This window comes from Streptomyces sp. NBC_00005 (assembly GCF_045160215.1).
Taxonomy (GTDB): domain Bacteria; phylum Actinomycetota; class Actinomycetes; order Streptomycetales; family Streptomycetaceae; genus Streptomyces.
Map to the genome: position 1 here is coordinate 8,259,931 of NZ_CP108316.1, position 25,977 is coordinate 8,285,907.

24 protein-coding genes and 1 pseudogene are annotated in these 25,977 nt (G+C 70.0%); 15 read left to right on the forward strand and 10 right to left on the reverse strand.

Annotated elements, in window-relative coordinates:
• Positions 1 to 96: 96 nt before the first annotated feature.
• The 5 genes from OG303_RS37740 (at position 97) to OG303_RS37760 (ending at position 5,588) form a co-directional block, all read left to right on the forward strand.
• Positions 97 to 1,230, forward strand: a complete 1,134-nt coding sequence (locus OG303_RS37740) for a pectinesterase family protein (RefSeq protein ID WP_405874200.1) — start codon at positions 97 to 99, stop codon at positions 1,228 to 1,230.
• 1 nt (position 1,231) lies between these two features.
• Positions 1,232 to 2,266: a pectinesterase family protein gene (locus OG303_RS37745; RefSeq protein WP_405874202.1), complete on the forward strand. Its 1,035-nt coding sequence runs from the start codon at positions 1,232 to 1,234 to the stop codon at positions 2,264 to 2,266.
• Positions 2,267 to 2,287: 21 nt separating this feature from the next.
• Positions 2,288 to 3,478 (forward strand): dienelactone hydrolase family protein, encoded by a 1,191-nt coding sequence (locus tag OG303_RS37750; protein WP_405874204.1) that lies wholly within the window; start codon positions 2,288 to 2,290, stop codon positions 3,476 to 3,478.
• Between the two features lie 81 nt (positions 3,479 to 3,559).
• Positions 3,560 to 4,672 carry a right-handed parallel beta-helix repeat-containing protein gene (locus OG303_RS37755; protein ID WP_405874205.1) on the forward strand — a complete coding sequence of 371 codons (1,113 nt, stop codon included), beginning with the start codon at positions 3,560 to 3,562 and terminating at the stop codon, positions 4,670 to 4,672.
• A 118-nt stretch (positions 4,673 to 4,790) separates the two neighbouring features.
• On the forward strand, positions 4,791 to 5,588 hold the full coding sequence (locus OG303_RS37760; RefSeq protein ID WP_405874207.1) for an HAD family acid phosphatase: 798 nt from the start codon (positions 4,791 to 4,793) through the stop codon (positions 5,586 to 5,588).
• Here OG303_RS37760 and OG303_RS37765 read toward each other — a convergent pair.
• Complete coding sequence (locus OG303_RS37765; protein WP_405874208.1) at positions 5,581 to 7,791, reverse strand: family 43 glycosylhydrolase; 2,211 nt, start codon at positions 7,789 to 7,791, stop codon at positions 5,581 to 5,583. The two genes, OG303_RS37760 and OG303_RS37765, sit on opposite strands and share 8 nt — an antisense overlap.
• Before the next feature lie 237 nt (positions 7,792 to 8,028).
• Here OG303_RS37765 and OG303_RS37770 point away from each other — a divergent pair, with 237 nt between their 5' ends.
• A complete protein-coding gene (locus OG303_RS37770) occupies positions 8,029 to 9,183 on the forward strand; it encodes a right-handed parallel beta-helix repeat-containing protein (protein WP_405874209.1) in 1,155 nt (384 codons plus the stop codon).
• 315 nt (positions 9,184 to 9,498) lie between these two features.
• Here the strand turns inward: OG303_RS37770 and OG303_RS37775 are convergent, their stop codons facing one another.
• Positions 9,499 to 10,332 carry a hypothetical protein gene (locus tag OG303_RS37775; RefSeq protein WP_405874210.1) on the reverse strand — a complete coding sequence of 278 codons (834 nt, stop codon included), beginning with the start codon at positions 10,330 to 10,332 and terminating at the stop codon, positions 9,499 to 9,501.
• Positions 10,329 to 10,895, reverse strand: coding sequence for a SigE family RNA polymerase sigma factor (locus tag OG303_RS37780; RefSeq protein ID WP_405874211.1), 567 nt, complete (start codon positions 10,893 to 10,895; stop codon positions 10,329 to 10,331). The genes OG303_RS37775 and OG303_RS37780 overlap by 4 nt, the downstream gene beginning before the upstream one ends.
• A gap of 232 nt (positions 10,896 to 11,127) precedes the next feature.
• On the opposite strand from OG303_RS37780, the gene OG303_RS37785 reads away from it, so the two are divergent.
• Positions 11,128 to 12,579, forward strand: coding sequence for an NCS2 family permease (locus tag OG303_RS37785; protein ID WP_405874213.1), 1,452 nt, complete (start codon positions 11,128 to 11,130; stop codon positions 12,577 to 12,579).
• A 10-nt stretch (positions 12,580 to 12,589) separates the two neighbouring features.
• Here the strand turns inward: OG303_RS37785 and OG303_RS37790 are convergent, their stop codons facing one another.
• The 4 genes and pseudogenes from OG303_RS37790 to OG303_RS37805 form a co-directional block, all read right to left on the reverse strand.
• Positions 12,590 to 14,047: a peptidoglycan D,D-transpeptidase FtsI family protein gene (locus OG303_RS37790; protein ID WP_405874214.1), complete on the reverse strand. Its 1,458-nt coding sequence runs from the start codon at positions 14,045 to 14,047 to the stop codon at positions 12,590 to 12,592.
• A gap of 55 nt (positions 14,048 to 14,102) precedes the next feature.
• Positions 14,103 to 14,324 (reverse strand): annotated as a pseudogene (locus OG303_RS37795) (response regulator transcription factor); the annotation flags it as partial.
• Between the two features lie 10 nt (positions 14,325 to 14,334).
• Positions 14,335 to 14,805, reverse strand: coding sequence for a GNAT family N-acetyltransferase (locus OG303_RS37800; protein ID WP_405877676.1), 471 nt, complete (start codon positions 14,803 to 14,805; stop codon positions 14,335 to 14,337).
• A 12-nt stretch (positions 14,806 to 14,817) separates the two neighbouring features.
• Positions 14,818 to 15,591 (reverse strand): IclR family transcriptional regulator, encoded by a 774-nt coding sequence (locus OG303_RS37805; protein ID WP_405874216.1) that lies wholly within the window; start codon positions 15,589 to 15,591, stop codon positions 14,818 to 14,820.
• Positions 15,592 to 15,735: 144 nt separating this feature from the next.
• Here OG303_RS37805 and OG303_RS37810 point away from each other — a divergent pair, with 144 nt between their 5' ends.
• Positions 15,736 to 17,265: an aldehyde dehydrogenase (NADP(+)) gene (locus tag OG303_RS37810; protein WP_405874217.1), complete on the forward strand. Its 1,530-nt coding sequence runs from the start codon at positions 15,736 to 15,738 to the stop codon at positions 17,263 to 17,265.
• A 46-nt stretch (positions 17,266 to 17,311) separates the two neighbouring features.
• Positions 17,312 to 17,920: a DUF1349 domain-containing protein gene (locus OG303_RS37815; RefSeq protein WP_405874219.1), complete on the forward strand. Its 609-nt coding sequence runs from the start codon at positions 17,312 to 17,314 to the stop codon at positions 17,918 to 17,920.
• 95 nt (positions 17,921 to 18,015) lie between these two features.
• Here OG303_RS37815 and OG303_RS37820 read toward each other — a convergent pair whose 3' ends face one another.
• Positions 18,016 to 19,383, reverse strand: coding sequence for an MFS transporter (locus OG303_RS37820; RefSeq protein ID WP_405874220.1), 1,368 nt, complete (start codon positions 19,381 to 19,383; stop codon positions 18,016 to 18,018).
• A 70-nt stretch (positions 19,384 to 19,453) separates the two neighbouring features.
• Between OG303_RS37820 and OG303_RS37825 the strand changes: the two genes are divergently transcribed.
• The 6 genes from OG303_RS37825 to OG303_RS37850 all read left to right on the forward strand — a co-directional run bounded on the left by OG303_RS37825 (position 19,454) and on the right by OG303_RS37850 (position 24,634).
• Positions 19,454 to 20,449, forward strand: a complete 996-nt coding sequence (locus OG303_RS37825) for a GlxA family transcriptional regulator (RefSeq protein ID WP_405874222.1) — start codon at positions 19,454 to 19,456, stop codon at positions 20,447 to 20,449.
• Positions 20,446 to 20,952, forward strand: coding sequence for a GNAT family N-acetyltransferase (locus tag OG303_RS37830; protein ID WP_405874223.1), 507 nt, complete (start codon positions 20,446 to 20,448; stop codon positions 20,950 to 20,952). The genes OG303_RS37825 and OG303_RS37830 overlap by 4 nt, the downstream gene beginning before the upstream one ends.
• A gap of 74 nt (positions 20,953 to 21,026) precedes the next feature.
• Positions 21,027 to 21,743 (forward strand): DsbA family oxidoreductase, encoded by a 717-nt coding sequence (locus tag OG303_RS37835; RefSeq protein WP_405874225.1) that lies wholly within the window; start codon positions 21,027 to 21,029, stop codon positions 21,741 to 21,743.
• A 99-nt stretch (positions 21,744 to 21,842) separates the two neighbouring features.
• On the forward strand, positions 21,843 to 22,892 hold the full coding sequence (locus OG303_RS37840) for an aminotransferase class V-fold PLP-dependent enzyme (protein ID WP_405874226.1): 1,050 nt from the start codon (positions 21,843 to 21,845) through the stop codon (positions 22,890 to 22,892).
• Positions 22,893 to 22,965: 73 nt separating this feature from the next.
• Positions 22,966 to 23,580, forward strand: coding sequence for an RNA polymerase sigma factor (locus OG303_RS37845; protein WP_405874227.1), 615 nt, complete (start codon positions 22,966 to 22,968; stop codon positions 23,578 to 23,580).
• A gap of 49 nt (positions 23,581 to 23,629) precedes the next feature.
• Complete coding sequence (locus tag OG303_RS37850; RefSeq protein ID WP_405874228.1) at positions 23,630 to 24,634, forward strand: maleylpyruvate isomerase family mycothiol-dependent enzyme; 1,005 nt, start codon at positions 23,630 to 23,632, stop codon at positions 24,632 to 24,634.
• Between the two features lie 25 nt (positions 24,635 to 24,659).
• On the opposite strand, the gene thpD is transcribed toward OG303_RS37850, so the two are convergent.
• Positions 24,660 to 25,547: an ectoine hydroxylase gene (gene thpD, locus OG303_RS37855; RefSeq protein ID WP_405874229.1), complete on the reverse strand. Its 888-nt coding sequence runs from the start codon at positions 25,545 to 25,547 to the stop codon at positions 24,660 to 24,662.
• 6 nt (positions 25,548 to 25,553) lie between these two features.
• On the reverse strand, positions 25,554 to 25,958 hold the full coding sequence (locus OG303_RS37860) for an ectoine synthase (RefSeq protein WP_405874230.1): 405 nt from the start codon (positions 25,956 to 25,958) through the stop codon (positions 25,554 to 25,556).
• Positions 25,959 to 25,977 lie beyond the last annotated feature (19 nt).

The following is a 25,977-nucleotide window of genomic DNA, read 5'->3' on the forward strand; positions in this document are numbered from 1 at the left end:
CGCGACGGGCCGGGACGACCCGGTCCCGGCCCACCCCCACGGCGAGGAAGTACCCGCACGCCCAAGACGAGCCGCACCTCGAAGGAGCACACCCGCATGCCTTCGCCCCACCACCTCCAACTCCCCCTGTCCAGACGGGGATTCCTCCTGGCGAGCGCCGGGGCGGGCGCCGCGCTCGCCCTCGCCTCCGCTCCAGCGCGCGCCGCCGGTGGACCCCGCCCGTTCGGCCGCTACGGTTCCCCGGACCGCCGCCTCACCGCCAAGACCCTCTACGTCGACCCGCGCGGCCGCGGTGACTTCACCACCGTCCAGGCCGCGGTGACCGCGGCGAGCGGCAGCGGCCGGACACTGGTCCTCGCACCGGGCACCTACCGCGAGACAGTCGCCGTCGACACCACGCGCACGGACGCCACCTGGATCGGCGCCTCGGAGGACCCCCGGGACGTCGTGATCGTGTACGACAACGCGGCCGGCACCGCCAAGCCCGGCGGCGGCACCTACGGCACCACCGGATCCGCCACCACGACCGTGCAGGCGGACGGCTTCACCGCCCGTTGGATCACCTTCGCCAACGACTGGCTGCGCGCCGACCACCCGGACATCACGGGCACGCAGGCGGTGGCCATCAAGGTGCAGGGCGACCGCAGCGCCTTCACCGACTGCCATTTCCTCGGCCACCAGGACACGCTGTACTCCGACTCGATCGCGCTCGGCACCTTCGCCCGCCAGTACTACGCGAACTGCTACGTCGAGGGCGACGTCGACTTCGTCTTCGGGCGGGCCACGGCGGTCTACGAGCAGTGCCACTTCCGCACCCTGGACCGCACCGACCTGGCCACCGCCCCGTACGGCTTCGTCTTCGCGCCCTCCACGGCGGTCGCCAACCCGCTCGGCTACCTGGTCACGCGGAGCCGGGTGAGCAGCGAAGCACCGGACACCTTCTACAAGTTGGCCCGCCCCTGGGTGCCCGGATCGGACACCACCGCCCGCCCGATGCTCACTGTCCGGGACACCCGCCTCGGCGCCGGCATCGACGCGGTCGCGCCCTACACCAACATGTCGGACACCTTCCCCTGGCAGAGCCAGCGGTTCGCCGAGTACCGCAACACGGGCCCCGGCGCCGTGATCACCATCCCGGAGAACCGGCCCCAACTCACCGCCGAGCAGGCCGAGTCGGCGACCCGCACGGCCTACCTCGGCGACTGGACGCCATGGAAGGAGGACTGCTGACATGCGCCGACGCACCCTCCTCGCGGGCATCACTGGTATCGCGGGCGGTCTCGTCGCCGGCGGTGCCACCCCCGCCTTCGCCCGCGCCGCCGGCCACGTCCTGCACGTCCGCCCCGGCGAATCCGTGCAGGCGGCCGTGGACGCCGTAGACGGACCCGGCGGGACGATCGTCGTGCACCCGGGGACGTATCGCGAGGTCGTCAACATCCCTTCCGGCAAAGGCGAGTTGACGCTCTGCGGCGCCACCCGCGACCCGCGCGACACCGTCATCGTCTTCGACCACGCGAACGGCACGAAGAAGCCCGACGGCACGACGTATGGCACCGCGGGCTCCGCCACCTTCACCTCGGCGGCGCCCGGACTGACCGTCCGCGACCTGACCCTCGCCAACGACTGGCTGCGGGCCGACCACCCGGACATCACCGGCACCCAGGCGGTGGCCGCCTACACCTATGGCGACCGGACCCGTTTCGAGAACGTCCGGCTGCTGGCCCACCAGGACACCCTGTTCGTCGACACGACCGCGCTGGACGTCTTCGACCGGCAGTACTTCCGCCACTGCTACGTCGAGGGCGACGTCGACTTCGTCTTCGGGCGGGCGACCGCCGTGTTCGAGCAGTGCCACTTCCACACCCTGCAACGGGACGTGGACTTCACACCCAAGGGCATGGTCTTCGCCCCCTCCACCGCCCGCGCCAACCCGCACGGCATCCTCGCCGTCCGCTCCCGCATCACCTCGGGCGCCGAGGACGGGACGTACAAGCTGGCCCGGCCCTGGGTGCCGTCGTACGAGACGACCGCCTGGCCGTCGCTGGTCGTGCGGGACACCTGGATCGGGTCCGGGATCGATCCGGTCACCCCCTACGTCAACATGCGCGACGCCTATCCCTGGCAGACGATGCGGTTTTGGGAGTACCGCAACACGGGCCCGGGAGCGGTGATCACGGTCCCGGAGAACCGGCCTCAACTCACGGGCGCCGAGGCCCGGTTGCACACTCGCGAGACATATCTCGGTGATTGGCGGCCTCATGCCTAGGGCCGAGCGTCGGGCGGCCGTATGAACACGGGCGAGCAAGTGGGCCGCCGGACCTTCGTGACCGGTGCCGCCGCGGCGCTTCTCGCGGGGGCGACGGGTACGGGGACCGCCGAAGCCGCCGAAGTCACAGCAGCCGCCGAAGCCGCGGGTCTCGTCGGAGGGAACCTGCCGGACTTCTATCCCTCCCTGAAGGACGAGCTGAACTTCCCGCTCGCCTGGGGCACTTCACCCCTCCGCGACTTCCGGGCCTGGCGGCGCGCCGCCCGCGCCAAGGTCGCGGAGCACCTTCTCGTCGAGCGGCAGGACGGGACGCCGTACGCCCCCGAGTTCACCGATCGCTCCCAAGGCGACGGATTCACCAGGGAGTTGGTGACTCTCTCCCTCACCCGCCACGAACGCGTCCGCGGCGCACTGCTGACCCCGCACGGCACCGGACCCTTCCCCGCCGTGCTGCTCCTGCACGACCACGGCGCCAAGTTCGACATCGGGAAGGAGAAACTCGTCCGGCCCTGGTACGACGACACGCGCCTCGCCTCCGCTCAGGCCTGGGCCGACAAGTACTTCAGCGGCCGCTTCGTCGGTGACGAACTGGCCCGGCGCGGCTACGTGGTGCTGTGCGCGGACGCGCTCGGCTGGGGCGACCGCGGCCCCGTCGACTACGACCAACAGCAGGCCCTCGCCGCCAACTTCTACAACCTCGGCTCCTCCCTCGCGGGGCTCATGGCCCGCGAGGACGCCCGGGCCGCCGGATTCCTCGCCGGTCTCGACCGCGTGGACACGCGCCGTGTCGCGGCCGTCGGGTTCTCCATGGGCGCCTACCGCGCCTGGCAGACCGCCGCGCTCAGCGACGACGTCGCGGCCACCGCCGCCGTGTGCTGGATGACCGGCCTGAAGGAAATGATGGTGCCCGGCAACAACACGCTGCGCGGGCAGTCCTCGTACTACATGCTCCATCCCGGGCTCGCCCGGCACCTCGACATCCCCGACGTGGCGAGCATCGCCGCCCCCAGGCCGATGCTGCTGCTCGACGGCGAGCAGGACCCGCTGTTCACCGCCGAAGGCGTCCAGGTGGCCTACGCCAAGCTGCGTGCCGTCTGGACCTCCCGCCACGCCGCGGAGCGGCTCCGTACCGAGATCTGGCCGGGGCTCGGCCATGTCTTCACGGAGCCGATGCAGGACGAGGTCTTCACCTGGCTCACCTCTGTCCTGTGAACCGTCCCCGCTCCATCCCCCGCACCGAAGCGATCCCCCTTCACTGAACGACTCACCGAACGACGAAAGGACCCGCACGTCATGCTTCGTCGAACCGCTCTCGCCCTGTCCACCGCCGTCGCCGCCGGCGCCGCCCTGCTCGCACTGCCCGCGCCCGCCCAGGCCGCCACCGTGGTCGTCAGCAACTCGACCGACCTGTCCAACGCCATCAAGAACGCCACCGCCGGCACCGTCATCCAGGTCCGCGGCGGCACCTACTACCCGACGGCCACCCTGCAGTCCACGGCCAACGGCACGTCCTCCTCGCCGGTCACGCTCACCGCGTACGGCTCGGAGACCGTGAAGATCGACGGGTCGTCGCTGCCCTCCGGCTCCTGGATCTTCAAGCTGACCGCCGACTACTGGAACGTCTCCAACATCACCTTCCAGAACTCCCCGGACAGCGCCGTCGTCTGCCAGTCCTGCACCGGCACCACCTGGAACAACATCAAGACCATCAACGGCGGCGACTCCGGCTTCACGCTCACCGGGGACGGCACGGTCAACAACACCGTCAAGAATCTGGACAGTTACGGCAACTACGACGCCGCCACGCACGGCCAGAACGCCGACGGCGTCGCCATCAAGTTCGGCTCCGGCACCGGGAACCTGGTCACCGGCGCCCGGCTGTACAACAACTCCGACGACGGCATCGACCTGTGGTCCTTCTCCTCGCCGGTCACCATCGAGCACACCTGGTCCTTCGGCAACGGCGTCAACCGCTGGGGCGACTCCGCCTTCGAGGGCAACGGCAACGGCTACAAGCTGGGCGGCAACGGTCCCTCGGTCGCCCACGTCGTCAACAACTCCGCCGCCTGGGGCAACGCGGGCAACGGCTTCACCGAGAACTCCAACACCGGCGCCATCGTCATCAACCGCACCACCGCCTACGCCAACAGCAAGTGGGGCTACTACTTCGCCACCAGCTCCGCCAAGCTCGGCAAGAACCTCGCGGTCAGCAACGGCGGCGGCTCGGTCAGCAAGGGCTCCTCGGTCTCCTCGGCCGGCAACAACTGGGACTCCGGGATCTCGACGCCCGCCTTCAAGTCGACGGACGCGAGCAGCACGTACAACGCCCGCAGTTCGAGCGGCACCCTGCCCGCGACCACGTTCCTGACGACGGGCTCGACGACCATCGGGGCGACGATGAACTGACGGATATCGATCCGGAACCGCCCCGTCCGGGCGCTTGACCCGTTTTTTGCCTGCAAATGAGGTATCGATCGGGCAACGGGTCTCGCGCCCACGGGGGTGACGCGCGTAGAAACCTGTCATGCATAAGCCACTGCGTATCGCGGCGATCGCCGCAGTGTGTGCCCTCACCGGTGCCGCTCTCTACGGCGCCGGTGCGGCCACGGCCGGACAGTCCACGGCCAACTCCACCCACGAGCCGTACAACATCGGGCTCCTGGTGAAGGACATCGACACCTATTACGGCACCACGGCGGACGCCAACGGCGTGTACCAGGCGTCCCCGGACAGCCCGTACGCCAAGGACCTGGCGCACATCGACTCCGCCGCCAGGAAGTACATCGACCAGGCGGCCCGCAAGGCCCACCACCGGGGCGAGAAGCCCGCGGTCGTGTTCGACATCGACGACACGCTGCTGCTCAGCCTCGACTACGAGAAGCGGTACAACTACACGTACAACTCGGCCACTTGGGCGGCGTACGTCAACAAGGCGGACCGTCCGGGCGTCTTCGGCACTGCCGAGCTCGTTCAGTACGCGGAGAAGAAGGGCGTCGAGGTCTTCTACAACTCCGGCCTCAGCGAGGCGCAGCGCTCCGCCGCGGTCGAGAACCTGAAGAAGATCGGCGCCGATGTGAACCTCGACGCCGACCACATGTTCCTCAAGAACACCGCCAACCCGCCGTCGTACCTGAGCGGTTGCGCGACGGCGGGCACCTGGACCTGCACGACCGTGCAGTACAAGGGCGGCACCCGCCAGCACATCGAGAAGGACCTCGGGTACGACATCATCGCCAACTTCGGCGACCAGTACTCCGACCTGGACGGCGGTTACGCCGACCGGACGTACAAGCTGCCGAACCCGACGTACTTCGTCAGCTAGACCGCAGCGGTCTCACCGACTCCAGGGTCGGCACCACCGGCTTGATCGTGCCGTCGGCCGCGAACTCCATGCGGTCGATGGTGGTCTCCCGGTGCATGCCGTCGCCGCCGGGCCTTCCGGGCCCGTTGAGGGCGAACCGGTGGTATGTGACATACCACTGGTCCGTGCCCGGCACGTTCACCACGGAGTGGTGGCCGGTGCCGAGGATCCCGTACTCGGGACGCTTCGACAGGATCGTCCCCCGCTTGGTCCATGGGCCGAGCGGGGACGGCCCCGTCGCGTAGGCCACGTGGTAGTTCTCGCTGCGCGTGTCGTCCTCGGACCACATGAAGTAGTACGTGCCCTTGCGCTTGATCACGAAGGACCCCTCACGGAAGTTGTCCGGGGTGATGTCCTTCACCTTCGTCGCGTCGTACGACGTCATGTCGTCGTTCAGCGGCACCACATACCCGTGACCGTTGCCCCAGTAGAGATACGACGTGCCGTCGTCGTCCGTGAAGACGGCCGGGTCGATCATCTGGCCGCCGAGTGAACCGCCCTTCGCCACAAGGGGTTTGCCCAGCGCGTCCTTGAACGGGCCGGCGGGGGAGTCGGCGACCGCGACCCCTATCTGCTGCTCGGCGCAGAAGTAGAAGTAGTACTTGCCGCTGCGTTCGGCGATCGCCGGGGCCCACGCGTACTTGTCGGCCCATGACACGTCCGGGCCCAGGTCGAGGATGACGCCATGGTCCTTCCAGTGGACCAGGTCCCTCGACGAGTACGCCTTGAAACTCGTGCTGCCCCAGCCCTGGTTGCCGTCCGTCGTCGGATAGATCCAGTACTGGCCGTCGAGGTAGTGCACATCCGGGTCGGCGTTGAGGCCGGGAAGGACCGGACTTCGGGTGGGCACCGCCTCGACCGTCCAGCTGCGGCTCGTGCCGTCGGCCGCCGTCACGGTGTAGGTCTGCGGCGTGCGGAAGTCGCGTCGCGTACCGGACCCGGGGCTCACGGTCGCCCCCTCACTCACGGCGATCCGCGGGGCGAGACGCGAGAGATCGGCACCCGGCTCCATCGGCAGCACCACCTTCGAGGAGGCCTCCGTGACGACGGCGTACCCCTTCTGTTCCTTCGCCGTCGCGTCCACGACCGAGGTGGCGGTGGCGGGATACGCGCCCAAAAGTCGGTCGTACTCCTTCTGCGTTACCGGAAGTACCGTGCCGTGCCGGGGACTTGAGGGCAGCTGGTAGTCCTTGGACATCGTCCACTTGCCGGAGTCGAGATCGGTGGTCTCGAAGGGGACATAGCCGCGCTCGCCGTACTCGTCGATGAACAGGTACCACTTCTTCTCGGTGTTGGACCTGAAGACCGTGGGCCCCTCGCCGCGGTCGATCGAGTCGCTGCCGATGCAGTCGGAGACGAAGTCGTACGTGGTCGACGTCAGGCTCGTCGACTTCTCACCGGTGATGAACTTCGAGCACGGCGAGCTGGAGGACGGGTCGCGTTCGTCCTTGGTGTAGCGGTAGTAGGTGTCCTTGTACTTCACGACAGTCGAGTCGATCACCGAGTAGCCGGGGTCGTCCCAGACCTTCGGCTCGCTGAAGGCGCGGAAGTCCTTCGTCGTCGCGTACAGCATCTTGTTGTACGTCGATCCCGTGTGGCCGGGGTCGTCGTCGGCGTACAGCTTCGACGCCCAGAAGACGACGTACTCCCCGAGCGAGTCGTCCCAATAGGCCTCCGGCGCCCAGGTGTTGCCCGCGTTGTCGGGGGCCACCTGCACCAGCCGCTGGTCGGTCCAGTGGACCAGGTCGGTGGACTCCCAGATCATGATCGACTTGCTGCCGTGCCGCTGGACGTCGTCCCAGCTGCCGCTGCTGTTGTGGTACATCCGCAGGTCGGTGGCGATCAGGTAGAACTTGTCGCCCTTCGGGGAGCGGATGACGAAGGGATCGCGCAGCCCCTTCTCCCCGATGGTCGACGTCAGGACCGGCTTGCCCTGGTTCAGCTCGCGCCAGTGCAGCGGGTCGTTGCCGCGGCTGAGGGCGTAACGGATCTGCTCGCCGTCCGCTGTGCCCTCGCCGGTGAAGTAGGCGAAGAGATAGCCGGCGTACTTGGGGTGGCTCACGGGCGGGGCTCCTGAATGTGCGGTGCCGGCGGTACTGGGCGGGGCGGTGAACAGGCCGAGGAGGAGTGCGAGGCAGGCGACGAGCACGGCTCTGGGGCGCATGGGCAATCCTGTCGGAGTGTGGGGGATTCTGTTGGGGGATGCGGCGCCTTCGGAGTGTCACCAGCGGGAAACAGCACGTCAACCGGTAAGCGGGGGGTGAGCGGTGGCGAAAGTTTCGCTTGTTTTCGAGGGGGCGCGGCAACCTCTTCCTGCCATGGCGGCGACTGGGTTTCAGAAACGGGCCGGGGCGGCCCCTCCGGCCCGTTTCGCCTCCATCCCCTAGGAAAGGAACGCCCAGTGCGACTCAGCACCGGACGCCACCGCAGGACGCGCACGCTCTCGATCGCCGCCGCGGTGGCCGTCTCCGCCGGGGCGGGCGGCGTCTACCTCGGCCTGTCGGGCGGCGGCGCCCAGGCCGCCACGACGACGGTCACCGTGTCCAGCACGGCCCAGCTGGAGTCGGCCGTGAAGAACGCGGCCGCCGGCACCGTCATCCAGGTGCGCGCCGGCACGTACTACCCGACGGCCACCCTCAAGTCCACGGCCAGTGGCATGAGTTCGAACCGCATCACCCTGCAGGCGTACGGCAGCGAGAAGGTGAGGATCGACGGCTCCAAGCTGCCCGACGGCTCCTGGCTCACCGGGATCTACGGCAGCTACTGGACCGTCCAGAACCTCACCTTCCAGAACTCCCCGGCCCAGGGCTTCGTCGTCACCTCGTCCACCGGCGGTGTCTTCAAGAACCTGGTCACCGCGAACAACGGCGACTCCGGTTTCACGCTGCGCGGCGACAACACGGTGAACAACCTTGTGCAGAACCTGGACAGTTACGGCAACTACGACCCCGCCGGACACGGGCAGAACGCCGATGGGATCGCGATCAAGTTCGGCTCCGGCACCGGCAACAAGGTCACCGGCGCGCGCCTGTACAACAACTCGGACGACGGCCTCGACCTGTGGCAGTTCTCCTCGCCGGTCACCGTCGAGCACTCCTGGGCCTTCGGCAACGGCAAGAACCGCTGGAACGACTCCTCCTTCGAGGGCAACGGCAACGGGTTCAAGCTGGGCGGCGGGGGCGTCGCGGTCGCGCACATCGTCAACAACAACGCGGCCTGGGACAACACCCTGAACGGGTTCACCGAGAACTCCAACACGGGCGCCATCGTCCTCAACCGCAACACCGCGTACGCGAACACCGAGGCGGGGTTCTACTTCGCCACCGGCAAGGCCCGGCTCGCGCGCAACCTCGCGGTGAGCAACAAGGGCGGGCCGGACAAGTTGAGTTCGAAGACGGCCTCCGCCGCGAACAACTGGGACAGCGGGGTCGGCACGCCGGCGTTCAGGTCGACGGACGCGACCACCGCGTACGCCTCGCGGCAGTCGAGCGGGGCGCTGCCGGCCACGACGTTTCTGACCACGGGTTCCACGACGATCGGATCCACCATGAACTGATGGCGCGCCGCGGGCTGCGGGCCGGTGGTGGCCGGTCGCGCCCGCGCGGCGGAGCCGCACATGTCACAGCCTCGCGCCCGCAAGGGACGCAAACGCCCCCGCCGGTCGTCACCGGCGGGGGCGTTCTTGTCGCCGACGAGGGGGGCTCAGTCGGCGGCTGCTGACCGAGGGGGGCTCAGGTCAGCAGGTCCGTGCGGTCCGACGACGGGCCGGCGCCGAGGCGGGCCGTACCGTCCGAACCGCTCTGCGAGTGGTTCCGTCACATCATGGTCGCCACTGGAGCGGAAAAGGTTGCCGCCCCTCTTCAAGATTCTTTCAGGAGTCGCCCTCGTCGTCCGTGTGCGCCGCGAAGTCCCCGCCCACCGCGCGCCGCTGCCCGTCCGCCGTGCCACTGATCGTGTAGGCGTCGTCCTTGGCGTCCCGGCCGCCGCGCTCGTGGTTGTACTGACCGGCGAACACCCACTCGCCCTTGGCGACCGTACGGCCCTCCTTGAGCACCCAGGTGTAGACGAGGAAGCCGTTCTGCTCGCCGACCGTGAGGTCGAAGTCCTGCTCCGGCAGCGAACGCCAGGCGCCGGCCGTGCTCACCCCGCCCGTCTGCGCGACCTTCAACTGCACGGTGAGGGCGGTGAGTTTGTCGCTCGTCTTGAGTGTGATGTTGCTCTGCGCCCAGAAGTCGTTGCTGTGCGGGTCCACCGAGCCGTCCGACCACAGCGGGCCGTCCTTCTCGCCGCCGGCGGGCGGCAGCGCGGAGGTGGAGGGCTTCACGGACGGGGAGCTGCTCGCCTTGTGCGACTGCGGTGGCCTGCTCGGCGTCGGGTCCACCGGCGGCACCGGCGCCCGGCTCGTCGCGTCCGGCGAGGGCGTGGGGGAGACCGAGACCGTCTGCTGCTGCGGGTGACCGTCGTCCTTCACCGCGGACGCGACCGCGTAACCGCCTACCGCGAGCATGCCCGCGACAGCGGCCGTCGCACCCACCACCCGAGCCCAACCCCACACCGGCGCACGGGTCTCCCGGTGGTCGGGGTGGCTGCGCTCGCTCATGCCCCGCTCGATCCGCGCCAGGATGCGGGCCCCGTCAGGCTCGTGGGCCTCGGCCGCCTCGTGCAGCCGAGCGCGCAGCTCGTCGTGCACGTCCTGCTGCCTCATCGGTCCCGTCCTCCGGTCTCGCCGCCGCGCACCATCGCCGCATGCACCTTCTGTGGAACGCCCTGGGAGCCCAGCAGCCTCTGCAGCTCGGCCATTCCCTTGGACGTCTGGCTCTTAACCGTACCCACGGACACACCCAGGGCGAGAGCGGTGTCCTTCTCCGACAGGTCGAACGCGTGCCGCAGCACCACACACGCCCGTTTCCTGAACGGCAGCCGGCGCAAGGCCTCCTGGACGTCGACCACACCCGCTATGTCGGGGTTCTCGGTCTTCTCCTCGCGCTGCGACCAGAACAGCGAGATCCGCCGGCGCTCGCGCACGGCGCTCCGGATGCGGGTGCGGGCCAGGTTGGCGACCACTCCGCGGGCGTAGGCGGCCGGGTGGTCCGCCGCGCGTACCCGGTCCCAGCGGTGCCACAGTGCGAGCAGCGCGTCGGCCGCCAGGTCGTCGGCGGCGTCCGCCTCACCGGTCAACAGGTGGGCGAGACGGGACAGTTCGGCGTAGTGCCGCTCGAAGAAGGCATGGAACTCCACGGAGGCTGCGTCGTCGACGACAGTGCCCATGGGCCAACCTCTCTGTGTGTGTCATGTAGATGTCATGTGATCATCCGGAGGTGACCCGGACGAGATCCGGAAGCGTAGCAGTGATCAACCCTTGCCTCGCACGGGACTTCGAACGCAGTCTGGCGGGTCGACCCCGATTCCGTAACACGGTGAAAACCTGAAACGCGTTCAACGCGGGAACAATCCAGCCAGCATCCGCACACTGATCAATCAGGCAACAAGGAGTACCCGCATGTCCGACACCAAGCAGGCGGCCGGCCGACCGGAGGCCGCGCCACCGGCGGCGAACGGCCTCGACCGGTTCTTCAAGATCTCCGCGCGGGGATCCACCTTCGGCCGGGAGATACGCGGCGGCTTCGCCACGTTCTTCACGATGGCCTACATCCTTGTCCTGAATCCCATCATCCTCGGCAGCGCGAAGGACAAGTTCGGCCACAGCCTCGACACCGGCCAACTCGTCACCGCCACCGCCCTGGTGGCCTGTGTAATGACGATCATCATGGGCGTCGGCGGCAATCTGCCGCTCGCCATCGCGGCGGGCCTCGGCCTCAACGCCGTGGTCGCCTTCCAGCTCGCCCCGCTGATGAGCTGGCCCGACGCGATGGGTCTGGTCGTCCTCGAGGGCATCCTGATCTGTGTCCTGGTGCTCACCGGGCTGCGCGAGGCGATCATGAACGCCATTCCGCAGCAGCTGAAGCAGGCGATCGGTGTCGGCATCGGCCTGTTCATCGCCTTCATCGGCTTCGTCGACGCCGGCTTCGTCAGCCGTATCCCGGACGCGGCCCAGACCACCGTGCCGGTCCAACTGGGCGCCATCGGCCGCCTGACCGGCTGGCCCGTGCTCGTCTTCTGCCTCGGCGTGCTGCTCACCATCGCCCTGCTCGCGCGCAAGGTGAAGGGCGCCATCCTGATCAGCATCGTGACCATGACGATCGTCGCGATCATCATCGACTCGGTGGCGGACATCAAGAGCTGGGGCCTGACCACCCCGCACGTGCCCGACAAGATCGTCTCCGCCCCCGACTTCGGACTCGTCGGTCACTTCAGCCTGTTCGGCGGCTTCGCGAAGGCCGGCATCATCACCGCCGTCCTGCTGGTGTTCACCCTGATCCTGTCGGACTTCTTCGACGCCATGGGCACCATCGTCGGCATCAGCGCGGAGGCCGGGCTGCTCGACGAGCAGGGCCAGGTGCCGGGCATCGGCCGCGTGCTGTTCATCGACGGCGCGGCGGCGGTGGCCGGCGGTCTGGGTTCCGCCTCCTCCAACACCGCCTACATCGAGTCGGCGGCGGGCGTCGGCGAGGGGGCCCGCACCGGGTTCGCCAACCTGATCACCGGCGGCCTCTTCGGCCTCGCGCTCTTCCTCACCCCGCTGCTGACGATCGTCCCGCTGCAGGCCGCGGCCCCCGCGCTGATCGCGGTGGGCTTCCTGATGATGACCCACGTCAAGCACATCGACTGGGACCGGTACGAGATCGCCATCCCGGCGTTCCTGACCATCGCCGCCATGCCGTTCACGTACTCGATCACCGATGGCATCGGCGCCGGGTTCCTCGCCTACGTCCTCATCAAGGCCGTCCTCGGGAAGGCGAAGGAGGTGCACTGGCTGCTGTGGGGGGTCTCCGCGCTGTTCCTGGTGTACTTCGCGATCGACCCCGTGGAGCAGATCCTGGGCGTGAAGTAGCCGAACGGGCTCAGTTCTTGAGTGCCGCCTCCATCATGGCCCTGGCCACGGGGGCGGCCAGTCCGTTGCCGCTGACCTCCGAGCGGGCGGCGTTGGACTGCTCGACCATGACCGCGACGGCGACCTCCTTGCCGGTCGAGTCGGACTTGCCGTAGGACGTGAACCAGGCATACGGCGTCTTGCTGTTGTTCTCGCCGTGCTGGGCCGTGCCGGTCTTGCCGCCGACGGTCACGCCGGAGATCTTCGCGTTCGTGCCCGTGCCCTGCTCGATGACCGTCTGCATCGCCGACTGCAACTGCCCGGCGGTGTCGGAGCTGACGATCTCCTTGGTGCTCGTGCTGTCGTCGTAGTTCTTCAGCACGTCGCCGCCGCTGTCGGTGATCTGCGAGACCATGTGCGGCGAGACCAGCTTTCCGCCGTTGGCTATCGCAGCCGACACCATGGCCATCTGCAACGGGGTCGCGGTGACGTCGTACTGGCCGATGCCCGTCAGGGCCGTGGACGACTTGTTCATGTCCGAGGGGTAGACGCTGGTGTAGGCCCGCACCGGCACGTCCTGCGCGGTGTCGTTGAAGCCGAACTTCTCGGCCATCGCCTTGACCTTGTCCTGGCCGAGGTCGACGGCCATCTTCGCGAAGACGGTGTTGCACGAGTACTGCAGCGCGGTGCGGATCGTCGCGTTCTCACAGGGCGCGGACGTGCTCTCGTTCCTCAACGGAGTGACCGTGCCCGGCAGCGTGTACGGGTCCGGGCTCTTCGTCTTCTCGTCCACCGACGAGTACAGCCCGTCCTCCAACGCGGCCGCCGCCACGACCAGTTTGAACGTCGACCCCGGCGGCAGCGGCTGGCGCAGCGCACGGTTGGTCAGCGGCTTGTCCGAGTCCGCGTTGAGCTTCTTCCAGGCCGTGCCCGCGGTGTTGGCGTCCGTCAGCGAGGACGGGTTGTACGACGGTGTCGACACGACCGCCAGGATCCTGCCGGTCTTCGGGTCGATCGCGACAGCGGCGCCCTTCTTGTCGCCGAGCGCGTCGTACGCCGCCTTCTGCACGTCCGGGTCGATCGTCGTGACCACGTTGCCCGGATCGGCCCGCTGGCCGGTGACCGTGTCCATCGCGGTCTTGAGCCGGTTGTCCGTGCCGTCGAGCAGGTCCTGGTAGATGCCCTCCAGCTGGGTCGGCGCGTAGGCCTGCGAGGCGTAGCCCGTCACCGCCGCGTACAGCTTGCCGTCCTTGTAGGTGCGCTTGTACTTGAGGTCACTGCCCTTCGTCGCCGCGGAACCGGTGATCGAGTTGCCGGCCACGATGATGTTCCCGAGCGGCTCCGCGTACGTCTTGATCGCGTTGCGCCGGTTGTCCTTGTCGTCCGCGAGGGCCTGGCCGTCGTAGTACTGCACCCACGTAGCCCTGATCAGCAGAGCGAACACGAGCAGCAGCGTGAAGACGGACGCCCGCCTGATCGTCTTGTTCATCCCGCTCAGAAGGACGAGCAGGACGGAGCAAATCGTTCCCGTCCGCCCTGATTTCTCATCGGGCGTTCATGAAGCCCGCCTCGTAGGCCGCGATCACCGCCTGCGTGCGGTCCCGGGTGCCGGTCTTCGCCAGCACCGCCGCCACATGCGACTTCACGGTGGCCGGGCCGACCTCCATACGGCGCGCGATCTCCGCGTTCGTCAGCCCGGCCGCCATGTGCCGCAGCACCTCGCGCTCCCGGCCCGTGAGCTTCGCCACCCAGGCCTCCGGACGGGGGAGTGGGCCCTCACCCCTCCAGCGTCAGCACGACCTCGTCGATCTCCTCGCCGCGCGCGTTCGCGAACCCCGAATCCCGGGCGGTCACCCGGAAACCGCACTTCTCCAGGACGCGCCGCGACCCCGCGTTGTCCGCCGCGGCACGCGCGTACAGCGGGCGCTCGCGCACCTCGTCCAACAGCGCCCGCAGGGCGGCCGTCGCCACGCCCCGCCCCCAGTACGCGCGGTCCACCCAGTACGTGACCTCGCGCTCGCCCGGCTCCCCGTAGACCGACGCGCTGCCCACCACGTCACCGTCGGCCAGGACGGTCCGGGCGACGACGTCCGACGAGCGGATCCGCTTCCAGCGCGCGTCGAAGGCGTCCCGGTCGGTCGGGTCCTTGGGCGTGAAGGCCGCCATGTGCAGGGCCTCCGGATCGTTCATCTGCCGGTAGAAGACCGGCAGATCACTGTCGTGGACCTCGCGGAGCACCACGTCCATCGCGTCCATCCGTCAGAGCCTCCGGGTCGCCAGGGTCAGCCGGTCGCGCGCGTCGAACAGCGCGTCCTTCACCATCTGCTCGTGCGCGGGCGTCAGCCGCGCCACCGGCACCGAGCAGCTGATCGCGTCGCGCGCCGGAGTGCGGTAGGGGATCGCGACGCCGAAGCAGCGCAGCCCCAGCGTGTTCTCCTCCCGGTCCACGGCGAAGCCCTGCTCGCGGACCTGGTGCAGCTCCTCGATGAGCTTCTCCCGGTCCGTGATCGTGTTCTCCGTGAGGGTCGGCAGCGTCTCCGGGAGCATTTTGCGGACCTGCTCGTCCGGGTACGTGCTCAGCAGCGCCTTGCCCAGCGAAGTGGAGTGCGCGGGCAGGCGCCGCCCCACCCGCGTGAACGGACGCAGGTAGTGCTGCGACTGGCGGGTGGCCAGGTACACCACATTCGTGCCGTCCAGCCGGGCCAGGTGGATCGTCTCCGTGGTGTCGTCCGACAGCCGGTCCAGCGTCGGCCGGGCCGCCGCGACCACCTCGTCGCCGTCGATGTACGACGTTCCGACCAACAGTGCCCGTACGCCGATGCCGTAGCGTGTGCCCGTCGCGTCCGTCTCCACCCAGCCCAGCTCCACCAGCGTGCGCAGCAGCATGTACAGGCTGGACTTGGGATAACCGACGGCCTCCTGGACCGATGCGAGCGAGTGCATACCGGGCCGGCCGGCGAAGTACTCCAGCAGCTCCACCGTCCGCACCGCGGACTTGACCTGCGCCCCGCCGCCTGTCTCGACTGCCGACATCGCCCTTGACCCCTTCGTTGGACGGGAAATAGTCTCCAACAGCATATTCATCATCAGAGACAGCGTTCAGTATATCGAACGACCCTGGTGGATGACCCAGATACTGCGGCATTACAGCGCAAGACATACGTGGAGGGACCCGCGGTGGCAGCAGCACCAGTCTGGAGTGTCGACCCCCGAACCGGGAAGCAGCGCGAACAGGTTGCGGTGGAGGCCACAGCCCAGGAGGTGGACACCGCCGTCCGTGCCGCACACGCAGCGCGCGGCTCTCTCGCCGACCGCGCGGTCCGCTCGGCATTCCTGCGCACCGCCGCCGAGCAGCTCGAGGCCGCGAAGGACTGGCTGGTCGAGACCGCCGACGCCGAGACCGCGCTCGGCCCGGTCCGCCTCACCGGCGAACTCGCCCGCACCTGCTACCAGTTGCGCTCCTTCGCGGACATCGTCGACGAGGGCGCCTTCCTCGACGTGATCATCAACCACCCGGACGACACGGCGACCCCGCCGATCCCGGACCTGCGCCGCCACAAGGTGCCGCTCGGCGTCGTGGCCGTCTACTCGGCCTCCAACTTCCCCTTCGCCTTCTCGGTCGCCGGCGGCGACACCGCGAGCGCGCTGGGCGCGGGCTGCCCGGTCGTCGTCAAGGCCCACCCCGACCACCCGGCCCTGTCCGAGCTGGTCGCCAAGGTGCTGCGCCGGGCCGCCGCCGCGCACGGCATCCCCGAGGGCGTCATCGGCCTGGTCCACGGCTTCGAGGCGGGCGTCGAGCTCGTCAAGCACCCCCTGGTCTCGGCGGCCGGCTTCACCGGTTCCGTACGGGGCGGCCGTGCCCTCTTCGACGCGGCCGCCGCGCGTCCGGTGCCGATCCCGTTCCACGGCGAGCTGGGCTCCCTGAACCCGGTCGTCGTCACCGAGGCCGCGGCCGCGGAGCGCGGGGAGGCGATCGGCACGGGGCTCGCCGGTTCGATGACCCTGGGCGTCGGGCAGTTCTGCGTGAAGCCGGGGCTGGTTCTCGCCCCGGCCGGTGCGTCGGGCGACCGGCTGCTGAAGTCCCTGACGGACGCGGTCAGCGACACCGAGGCGGGGGTCCTGCTGGACCACCGCATGCGCGACAACTTCATCGCCGGTGTCGCCGAGCGTGCCGAACTCCCCGACGTGGACTCCCCGGTGACCCCGGGCGCGGGCAGCGAGCACACGGTGAGCGCGGGCTTCCTGACGGTGTCGGCGGACAAGCTGACCAGCGAGGGGGCGTACGACCTGCTCCTGGAGGAGTGCTTCGGGCCGGTCACCGTGGTGGCCCGCTACGAGGACGACGCCGAGGTGCAGGGAGTGCTGTCCCGGCTGCCGGGCAACCTCACCGCGACGGTCCACCTGTCGACGGAGGAGGCGGCCGGCGAGGGCCGTGGCGCGGAGATCCTGGCCGAGCTGACCCCGCTGGCGGGCCGTGTGCTCGTGAACGGATGGCCGACGGGTGTCGCGGTCGCTCCGGCCCAGCAGCACGGCGGCCCGTACCCGGCGACCACCTCGACGTCGACGTCCGTCGGCGGCACGGCCATCGAGCGGTGGATGCGGCCGGTGGCGTACCAGAACGCCCCCGAGGCGCTGCTGCCGCCCGAGCTGCGGGACGACAACCCGCTGGGGCTGCCTCGTCGGTTCAACGGGCGTCTCGAACGCTGAACACCTCGGGCACCCGGCGAACATCGTGACCTGAGACACTCTGGCGATGGACGTGAAACTTCCCGAACTGCCCTTCCCCCTCCGTACTTATGGCCCCGAGGGCAACTGGTCCCACGAGGACGGAGTGCTCACCGGATGGGCCGGGCCCCGGCAGGACCGGTTCGTGCCGCCCACCGGGGAGGCGTTGGAGCCAGCCTCCGACGCGCCCCGGCTGCTCGGGGCGCCCGAAGGGGACTTTCAGCTGATCGCCCGCGTCACGGTCGGGTTCGCCGGGGCCTTCGATGCCGGGGTGTTGTACGTCCATGTCGGTGAGCGGGCCTGGGCCAAGCTCTGCCTGGAGCTGTCCCCGGACGTACCCACCGTGTGCACGGTGGTCACCCGGGGGCACTCCGACGACGCCAACTCCTTCAGCGTGGACGGCAGTTCGGTGTGGCTCCGGGTGAGCCGCACCGGACGTGCCTTCGCCTTCCACGCTTCCCGCGACGGCGAACGCTGGACCTTCATCCGGCTGTTCACGCTGGGCGGGGAGAAGGAGACCGGTGATGCCCTGATCGGCTTCATGACGCAGTCGCCGATGGGGGCGGGGTGTGTGGTGACCTACGACCACATCGAGTTCCGCCCCAACTGGCCCAAGGACCTGAGAGACGGCAGCTGAGGCATGTCAGCCCGTCCGGGGGCACCCCCTCTGGGGGACTTTGAGGACGAGGCCGTTCAGGCCGAACGGGGGTCTGGGGGCGGAGCCCCCAGCACCTACCGCAACCGTGAAGTCGCCGCGGCCGTCACCGCGAGCAACCCCGCGCTGATCACCAGGCTCCACCGCATCCCGTCGGCGAACCCGCCGGAGACCAGCGTTCCGAACACGGCGATCCCCAGGCCGCCCGCCACCTGCCGCGCGGCGTTGAGCACCCCGGCCGCAAGGCCCGCCCGCTCGGCCGGTACGGCCTCCATCATCGCGGCCGTCAGCGGCGGCACCGTCAGCGCGCAGCCCAGTGCCAGCGGGACCAGGAGCAGGGCCACCACAACCGGAGGCGTGCCGGCGTCGACGTACAGCAGGACGAGCAGTCCGCCGACGGCCAGAACCTGCCCGACCAGCATCGGCAGCCGCGCTCCGTAGCGTCCCGCGAGCTTGCCCGCCACCACGTTGGTCACCGCGATCAGGCCGGTCATCGGCAGGAACATCAGCCCGGCGGCCAGCGCGGACAGGCCCTGGACCTGCTGGAAGTAGAGCGAGAAGACGAAGACCACGCCGTAGAAGGCCACGCTGACCGCGGCGCCCGCCGCTACCGCGGCGGTCACGGTGCGGCTGCGGAACAGGCCGAGGGGGACGACCGGATGGGGCTGCCGGGCCTCGACGCGGAGAAAGACCCCGCCCGCCACGACGGCCACCACCAGTGCCACCACCCCCGTCGTGCCGCCCTCGATCACCGCGAACGCCAGGGCCGTGAGCGTCACCGCCGCCGTCACCTGGCCCGGCAGGTCCAGCGGTGCCGGAAGTCGCTGCGAGCGCGGGGCCCGCACCAGCAGCGCCAGTGCCACTGCCCCCAGCGGGATGTTGACGAAGAAGATCCCGCGCCAGTCCCACACCGTGGTCAGCGCACCGCCCGCCACCGGGCCCAGCGCCACCGCCACCGAACCGCCCGCCGCCCACGCGGCCACCGCGCGGGCCCGCCGCGCCGGATCCCCGTACGCCTGCCGTACGAGCGCCAGCGAGGCCGGCAGCACGACGGCCGCGGCCACGCCCTGCGCCACCCGGGCGGCGATCAGCGCGGGCAGGTTCGGGGCCAGCCCGCAGGCCACCGAGGCGAGGGTGAACACGGTGATGCCGAGCGCGTAGGCGCGGCTCGCCCCGGCCCGGTCCGAGAAGGCCCCGGTGGACAGCATCAGCGCGGCGAAGGAGAGCGTGTAGGCGTCCACCACCCACTGAAGGCCGGACATCCCGCCGCCCAGCGCATGGCCGATCGAGGGCAGGGCCACGTTCACCACGGAGGCGTCGAGGCCGATCAGCGCGAAGCCGAGCAGGGCGGCGGTGAGAGTGAGCGCGGGAGAGGGCTTCTTGGGCTCCAACCCGCGCTCGGCAGGGGCGAGTTGATCGCCCTCGAGGCTCTGGTTCGTCGTCATGTGCCCATGGTGCGGACCTCCGCCGTCGTACAGTAGTGGCCTGAATGCCACGCACCCGGAGGTTCTGGCCATGTCCGAGGGACCCGTCCCGCACCGCGTCGCCGTGATCGCGCCCTCGCCCGTCTCGATGTTCAACCTCGCCATCCCCGAGATGCTGTTCGGCAAGGTCGACATCGACGGACGGCCGGGCTACGAGGTGGTCATCTGCGCCGCCGAGGCGGGGCCGGTCCCCACCAGCGGAGGGCTCGACCTGTACGTACGCGACGGGCTCGAGGCCGTGCGGGAGGCGGACACGGTGGTCGTCGCCGGCACCGGAGCACCCTACGAGCCGGACCCGCGGATCGTGGCCGCCGTCCGTGAGGCGGCCGACGCCGGCAAGCGGATCGCGTCCCTGTGCACGGGCGCCTTCCAGCTCGCCGAGGCGGGCCTGCTGCAGGGCCGCAGGGCCACGACGTACTGGGCACACGCCGAGGAACTGCGCAGGAGGTACCCGCAGATCGACCTCCAGGGAGACGTGCTCTACGTCCAGGACGGCCCGTACGTCACGGCGTCCGGCTACGCCGCCGGCATCGACCTGTGCCTGCACGTCATCCGCACCGACTACGGCGCCGCCGTCGCCAACGAGGTCGCCCGTCTCGCCCTGGTCGCCCCCGTACGGCCCGGCGGCCAGACCCAGTTCACCCACACCCCGCTGCCGCCCGAGCGCGGCCACGCCTGCTCCGACACCCGCGGCTGGGCCATGCGCAACCTCGACAAGCCGCTCACCCTCACCGACCTGGCCCGTCACGCGGGGATCTCGGTACGGACGCTGACCCGCCGCTTCCACGCCGAGAGCGGGGTCAGCCCCTTGCAGTGGCTGCTGCACCAGCGCATCGAGCGCGCCAGGGAACTCCTGGAGACCACCACCCTGCCCATGGACCAGGTGGCCCGCGCCTGCGGTCTCGGCACGGCCGACTCGCTGCGCGCCCATGTGATCCGCCGGACCGGTCTGACGCCGAGCGCCTACCGGGCGCAGTTCACCCGGCTGGGAACCGAGGAGGTCGTGGGCACGTCCTCCGCTGCATGATCAGAGCGCACCGGACCGTCGACTCCCTGGTGATCAGAACCGCCCTGCCGGCCGAGGCCGCGGCCGTCGCCGCGCTGCACGTGCGGGCCCGTGCCACCTACTATCCGGACGGTCTGCCGGACGACGGCCACGACTGGCCGGCCCGCTGGAGCGAGGCCATCGGGCGGCCCGAGGGCCATGTGCTGTGTGCGGTGCGCGACGCCCGTCTCGTCGCCATCGCCTCCTTCCGCACCCCCGAGGGCGCCCCCGCGGAAACGGTCAAGCTGTTCCAGTTCCACGTCGCCCCCGACCAGTGGCGCTCCGGCGTCGGTACGGCCCTGCACGCCGCCTGCGTCGAGCAGTGGCGCGCTGACGGCAGGCGCACAGCCGTCCTCGACGTGCACGCCGACAACGAGCGCGCCCAGGCCTTCTACGCCCGCCTGGGCTGGGTCCCGGACCCGGAGAACCCGCCCGCCGAAGGTGACCACCACCTCTTCCTGCGGTATGCGGTGACCGGGGAATGAACCTCGCTGCTTGAACGTTCAGCTACTCGGCGGAGGGTGCCTCCGTACCCGTACGAGCTGGAGAGAGCCAGAACATGAAGGTCGAGATCTGGTCGGACATCGCCTGCCCCTGGTGCTACGTGGGCAAGGCCCGCTTCGAGAAGGCGCTCGACTCCTTCCCGCACCGTGACCAGGTCGAGGTCGTGCACCGCTCCTTCGAGCTGGACCCGGGCCGCGCCAAGGGCGACGTCCAGCCGGTGATCAGGATGCTCACCAAGAAGTACGGCATGAGCGAGGCGCAGGCGCAGGCCGGCGAGGAGAACCTGGGCGCGCAGGCCGCCGCCGAGGGCCTGGAGTACCGCACCCGGGACCGCGACCACGGCAGCACCTTCGACATGCACCGCCTGCTGCACCTCGCCAAGGAGCAGGGCAAGCAGGACGAGCTGATCCAGGGCCTGTACAAGGCGAACTTCGCCGAGGAGCGGTCCGTCTTCAGCGAGGGCGAGGAGCGACTGGTGGAGCTCGCCGTCGCGGCCGGTCTGGACGCCGAGGACGCCCGCAAGGTGCTCGCCGACCCGACCGCGTACGCCGACGAGGTCCGCGCCGACGAGCGCGAGGCCGCCGAGCTCGGCGCGAACGGCGTGCCGTTCTTCGTGCTCGACCGCAAGTTCGGCATCTCCGGCGCACAGCCCGCCGAGGTCTTCACGCAGGCGCTGACCCAGGCGTGGGGCGAGCGCTCGCCGCTGAAGCTGATCGACGAGGGTGGCGCTGAGGCGTGCGGTCCCGACGGGTGCGCGGTTCCGCAGCACTGACAAAGCGCGCAGGTCGGGGCGGACGTATAAGCGTTCCTTAGTGGAACCACGTAAAAATCGTCAATGGACTATGACTTCGCCCGGGCCCACAGTGGACTCATGGAGACCTTCGAGAGCCTCGTCCGTGCCGAGTTCGCCCCGAAGAACACCTACCTGAACACCGCGAGCACCGGGCTGGTACCGGCGCGCACCGTGGCCGCCATGCGCACCGCCGTGGAGGCCGCGGCCGCGGGTGCTCCGACCGACATGTTCGGCGACGTCGAGGCGAGCCGTGCCTCCTTTGCGCGGCTCGCCTCGGTCCCCGAGCGCCGGGTGGCGGCCGGTGCCTCGGTCGCCGTCTACAGCGGACTGATCGCCGCCTCGCTCCCCGAGGGCGCCGAAGTCCTCACCGCCGAGGGCGACTTCAGCTCCGTCGTCAACCCCTTCCACGTCCGCTCCGACCTCAAGGTGCGCAGCGTGCCGCTGGAGCGGATCGCCGAGTCCGTGCGGCCCGGCACCGCCCTGGTCGCGGTCAGCGCCGCACAGTCCGCCGACGGGCGCGTCGCCGACCTGCCCGCGATCCGGGAGGCGGCGCGCGAGCACGGGTCGCGTACGTACATCGACGCGTCCCAGGCCGCCGGATGGCTGGACCTCGACGCGGACGCCTACGACTACTGCGCCTGCGTCGCCTTCAAGTGGCTCGTCTGCCCGCGCGGCGTGGCCTTCCTGGTCGTTCCGGAGGACCTCGGCGGACTCACCCCGCTGTTCGCCGGCTGGGTGGCGGGGGAGCGACCCTGGGACGCGTGCTACGGCCCCATCGACGAACTCGCCCACTCCGCACGGCGGTTCGACGAGAGCCCCGCACTCTTCTCCTACGCCGGCGCCCGCCGCTCCCTCGAACTCCTGGAGGAACTCGGCACGGACGCCGTACGCGCCCACGACCTCGCCCTCTCCGACCGCTTCCGCGCGGGCCTGGCCTCCCTCGGCCACGAGCCCGTCCCGTCCCCGGGCTCACCGATCGTCTCCGTACCCGGACTCGGCCGCCGCCAGGGCGAGTTGAGCGGCGCCGGGGTCGAGGTCTCCGACCGCGCGGGCAACCTGCGCGCGGCCTTCCACCTGTACAACACGCCCGCCGATGTCGACCGCCTGTTGGACGTCCTGTCCGCCTGAACGGCCGGCGTGCGTCCTGCCGGTCTTCTCCGAAGCACTGGCGCGGTTCCTGTGGGGACGCTAGGAAGGGCACGTGGAGTCCACGGGCAGTACCTCCGTACAGCAGCCCGCCGACGCGGAGCTGCACCGGCGGCTGGTGTACGGGGACGAGTCCGCGCTGGCCGAGGTGTACGGGGCGTACGGGGCTCTGGTGCGGCGGGTCGCCGTGCGGGTCACCCGCAGTCCGGGCGCCGCCGAGGACGTGGCGCAGGAGGTCTTCGCCCAGCTGTGGAGCAGGCCGTACGCCTTCGACGCGGAGCGGGGTTCGCTGCGCACCTGGCTGTCCATGCTCGCCCACCGGCGGGCCGTGGACTGGGTGCGCAGCGAGGCCCGGCACCGCAAGGACGCGCGCGCCGACGACTCCGCGCTGCACGCCATCCCGGACGCCTCTCCCGGCCCGGACGAGACGGTCGTCGACCGCGAACGCTCCCTCCTCCTGCACTCGGCCCTCGCCGAACTCCCGCAGCCCCAGCGGGAGGTGGTGCATCTCGCCTACTTCGCGGGCCGCAGCTACCGGCAGGCCGCCGTCGAGCTGGGCATCCCCGAGGGCACCGCCAAGACGCGGTTGCGCACGGCTTTACGTACCTTGGCAGCTTCTTTAACGGATTTGACCGACCCGCCCGACCCCGCGCTGGAAAGGGGCGCATGATGGCGACAGGGTGTGCTGCGGGGTGTCCGGCAGCGGAAGGAGGCGTCCGGTGAGCAACGACCACGACGGTGTACGCGACCTGCTGGCCGCCTGGGCCTTCGGCGCCCTCCCGCCGGCCGAGGAACGAGCGGTGCCCGGGCACCTCGCCGAGTGCGAGAGCTGCGCGGCGGAGGCGGAACGCCTGCGCGAGACCGTACGACTGCTCGACGGACCGGGAGGCAACGGCACGGCCGCGCGCTCCACCCCCGGCGCCCCGTCCGCCGCCCTGCGGGCCCGCCCCGCCGCACCCCGGGTCGCCGCGCACGCCGCCCCCTATGCCGCCGCCGTCGCCGGGCTCAGGGCGCTGCTGCCCGAGGCGGAGGGCCGCTGGGGCACGCCGGTCGTGCACGACTGGGACGTGCACGCGACCGTCGCCCACCTGCTCGCCGCCGACGAGTCGCTCGCCGGGCGGCTCGGCATCGCGGCACGCGTACCGGCCTCCCCGGTGGCGCAGGACGCGCGCTGGGAGGACGCCTGGAACCGCCGTACCGCCGACGTCATCGCGCACGAGCACGGCCGTATGCCCGAGGAGACGGTCGCCGACTGGGCCGCGCAGGCCGCCGCCCTGCTCGCCGCGCCCGAGGCCCACGATCCCGAACGGGCCGCCCGGGCAACGATGTTGATGGGTGTACGGCTGCCCGTCGCCGACCACTTCGTGGTGCGCGCCTTCGAGGCGTGGATCCACACCGACGACATCGGCCGCGCCCTGGGCCTCGCCGTCCCGCCGCCGCCCGCCGTGCACCTGGGGCAGCTGGTCCGGCTGGCCGTCCGCATCCTCGGCCTGGCTCTCGGGCCCACCGCGCCGCCGGTGCTGTTCGCCGTCGACGGCTACGAACAGTGGGTGCTGGGCTCGCAGGACGATCCGGTACGGGCCGAACTCGCCCTGGACCCGATCGCGTTCTGCCTCCTGGTCGGAGGCCGACACACCCCCGAGGAAGTGCCGCGCCGCACCGCGGGAGACGAGGACGCCGCCAGGAACGTACTGGAGCGGGCGGCGTCACTGTCCTGGCTGTGACGCCGCCCGCTCCCTCAGTCCCTGCTCACTTCACCGGGGTGAAGTCCCGCGCTCCGATGAACTCCGGTCGCCGGATGGGCGCCGCGAACGGCTCGACGGCCTCGTTCTCCACGCTGTTGAACACGATGAAGACGTTGCTGCGCGGGAACGGCGTGATGTTGTCGCCGGAGCCGTGCATGCAGTTGCAGTCGAACCAGGTCGCCGAACCGGCCCTGCCCGTGAAGAGCTTGATGCCGTACTCGCTCGCCATCTTGGTCAGCGCCTCGTCCGACGGCGTGCCCGCGTCCTGCATCTGCAGCGACTGCTTGTAGTTGTCCTCGGGCGTCGCTCCCGCGCACCCGAGGAACGTCCGGTGCGACCCCGGCATGATCATGAGGCCGCCGTTGGTGTCGTAGTTCTCGGTCAGCGCGATCGAGACGGACACCGTGCGCATGTTCGGCAGACCGTCCTCGGCGTGCCAGGTCTCGAAGTCCGAGTGCCAGTAGAAGCCGCTGGCCCCGAAGCCCGGCTTGACGTTGATCCGCGACTGGTGGACGTACACGTCCGAGCCGAGGATCTGACGCGCCCGGCCCACGACGCGCTCGTCGCGCACCAGCCTCGCGAACACCTCGCTGATCCGGTGCACCTCGAAGACGGAGCGGATCTCCCTGGACTTCGGCTCGATGATCGACCGCTCGTCGGCCCGGATCGCCGGATCGGCGATCAGTCGCTCCAACTCCTGGTGGTAGACGGCGACTTCGTCGTCGGCGATGAGCTGCTCGACGGGCAGGAAGCCGTCGCGCTCGTACGCCTGGAGCTCGCCCACCGAGATCGGCCCGGGATCGCCGGGGGCGCCCCAGGCGACGGGGTCCTGGCGCGGGACCGTCACCTCGGTGGCGGCGCGGCTGGGGTAGAGATCAGTGACGGTGGTCATGTGATGTCACACCTCCTCGGGTTCGGTGAGCAGCGGGTAGACGCCGTTCTCGTCGTGGTCCTCCCGTCCGGTCACGGGCGGGTTGAAGACACAGATGCAGCGGAAGTCCTCCTTGATCCGCATCGTGTGCCGCTCGTGCCCGTCGAGGAGGTACATGGTGCCGGGCGTGATCGTGTACTTCTGCCCGGTCTCGTCGTCGGTGAGCTCGGCCTCGCCCTCGACGCACACGACGGCCTCGATGTGGTTCGCGTACCACATCGACGTCTCCGTACCCGCGTACAGAATCGTCTCGTGCACGGAGAAGCCGACCCTCTCCTTGGCGAGGACGATGCGTTTGCTCTCCCACGTCCCGGACGCGGCCTTCACATGCCGGTCGGTGCCTTCGATGTCCTTGAACGAACGGACGATCACGGTGCTGCACTACTCCTTT